Source organism: Prevotella sp. MGM1, assembly GCF_002933775.1.
GTDB lineage: Bacteria > Bacteroidota > Bacteroidia > Bacteroidales > Bacteroidaceae > Prevotella.
This window is the reverse complement of record NZ_BEWV01000188.1, coordinates 1-1,440: the sequence shown is the minus strand read 5'-3', so window position 1 is coordinate 1,440 and position 1,440 is coordinate 1. Positions and strand designations below refer to the sequence as shown.

Annotated in this window: 3 protein-coding genes; all 3 read left to right on the top strand. The window is 51.5% G+C overall.

Annotated elements, in window-relative coordinates:
- A partial coding sequence (locus MoGM_RS07300; protein ID WP_233210197.1) for a DUF3408 domain-containing protein occupies window positions 1-373 on the top strand: 373 nt, incomplete at its 5' end.
- Complete coding sequence (locus MoGM_RS07295) at window positions 370-1,101, top strand: conjugal transfer protein TraD (RefSeq protein ID WP_104369435.1); 732 nt, start codon at window positions 370-372, stop codon at window positions 1,099-1,101. The genes MoGM_RS07300 and MoGM_RS07295, both read left to right, overlap by 4 nt.
- 204 nt (window positions 1,102-1,305) lie before the next feature.
- Window positions 1,306-1,440, top strand: a 135-nt coding sequence (locus MoGM_RS07290; protein ID WP_146078681.1) for a DUF4134 family protein, incomplete at its 3' end; no start/stop codon positions are given.

Genomic DNA, 1,440 nt, shown 5'->3' with positions numbered 1-1,440 from the left:
GCCTCAGAAAGAGAATGAGCCTTCCTGCGGCAGACATGCCCAAGAGCCTCCATACCGCAACTCGGCAGCACCGGCGACAAAGGTCACGATCAATGTTATCGGCAGCCGTGTGGACACGGGAAATGTGCAATCTGCCATCGGTCTTGACGGCAAAGAACTTCTCGCCACCTTTTTGGAACCCTCAGAAATCAAAACCCGGCAGTGCGTCTATATCGACCGTGAAACACATAGGCAGATAGCCCATATAGCCAGATTTCTGGTGGAAGGACTGAGCATCGGCAAGTTCGTGGACAATATTCTACGCGACCATATACGCAGGCACAAGGCTCTCTACAAACAAGCTCTCGGAAACATAAATCCCGCCGAGCTATGACAAAAATATTATTGGCGGTATCAATCGCCTGCAACGCATGGTTCCTGTTCCTGTTGCTCTACGACCGCATCATGGAAACGAAAATCGTCCGCTTCTTCAAGGGTATGGCGGTTGTCTGGCAGTCATTGGGCGGCACGGCGGCAAAGCAGGAAACAGTACGGGAAACACCTCCCGCAGAAATACCGGACATCATCGGAAAGAGCCGTTTCAGGATGGCATCACCCCGGACAACCGCTGCCACCCCTGTGCCACATGCTGCCACTTCGGAAAAAGGCATTGAGCTGTCGGAGGAAGACGCTACTTTTGACGACGGAAACGCGAAAACCCTGTCACGCCCTGCACAAGTCCCGGAGGAGAAACTCGATGAAACCTTCACGAACATCCCGCCTTCGGAACTGGAGTTCGGGGAGGATGAACCGGGAGAGGATACGGCGGACAAACAGCGTGCATCCGGTTACAGTTTTGACGAAATCGGGGAAGCTGTCGGCATAGCAGGAAAGGACAACCCGACCAACGACGAAAAACGGCAAGCCGGAAAGGTGTTCTCCGAACTGGAAGGAACGGAGCTGCTTGAAAAATTGCGCAAGTCTGTCAAAGTGAAAATCGCGGGGTTCATAGACTTCTATCTTTATGATGAACCTATGACGGCAACCGCAGAGACAAAGACGAAAAAAGAATTGGTAATTCCCACAAGGTTGGAGGATTTCAACATAAGGGACTTTGTGTAACGAAAGACGATAGAAAAAATGAAAACGTAAGACAACATAACACCACGCGGCACAGCGGTACAAGGTACGGCCCGTCCGCAACGGACCCTCCCAAGTCCGTGGAAACAAAGGGAGAATCCACTAAACCAAAGTAATGTAATCCAGTATCAACCGCCGTCCAAAGGACTATCCACCCTTTGGACGGCACAAAAACAAGAACAGTTTATGAACAAGAACATCAGACAAAAGTTCATCATCTCTGCGGCACTTCTGGTTGCCGCAACCGCCTCCGCCTTCGCGCAGGGAAACGGCATGGCGGGCATCAACGAAGCCACCTCTATGGTGAGTTCCTATTTCGAT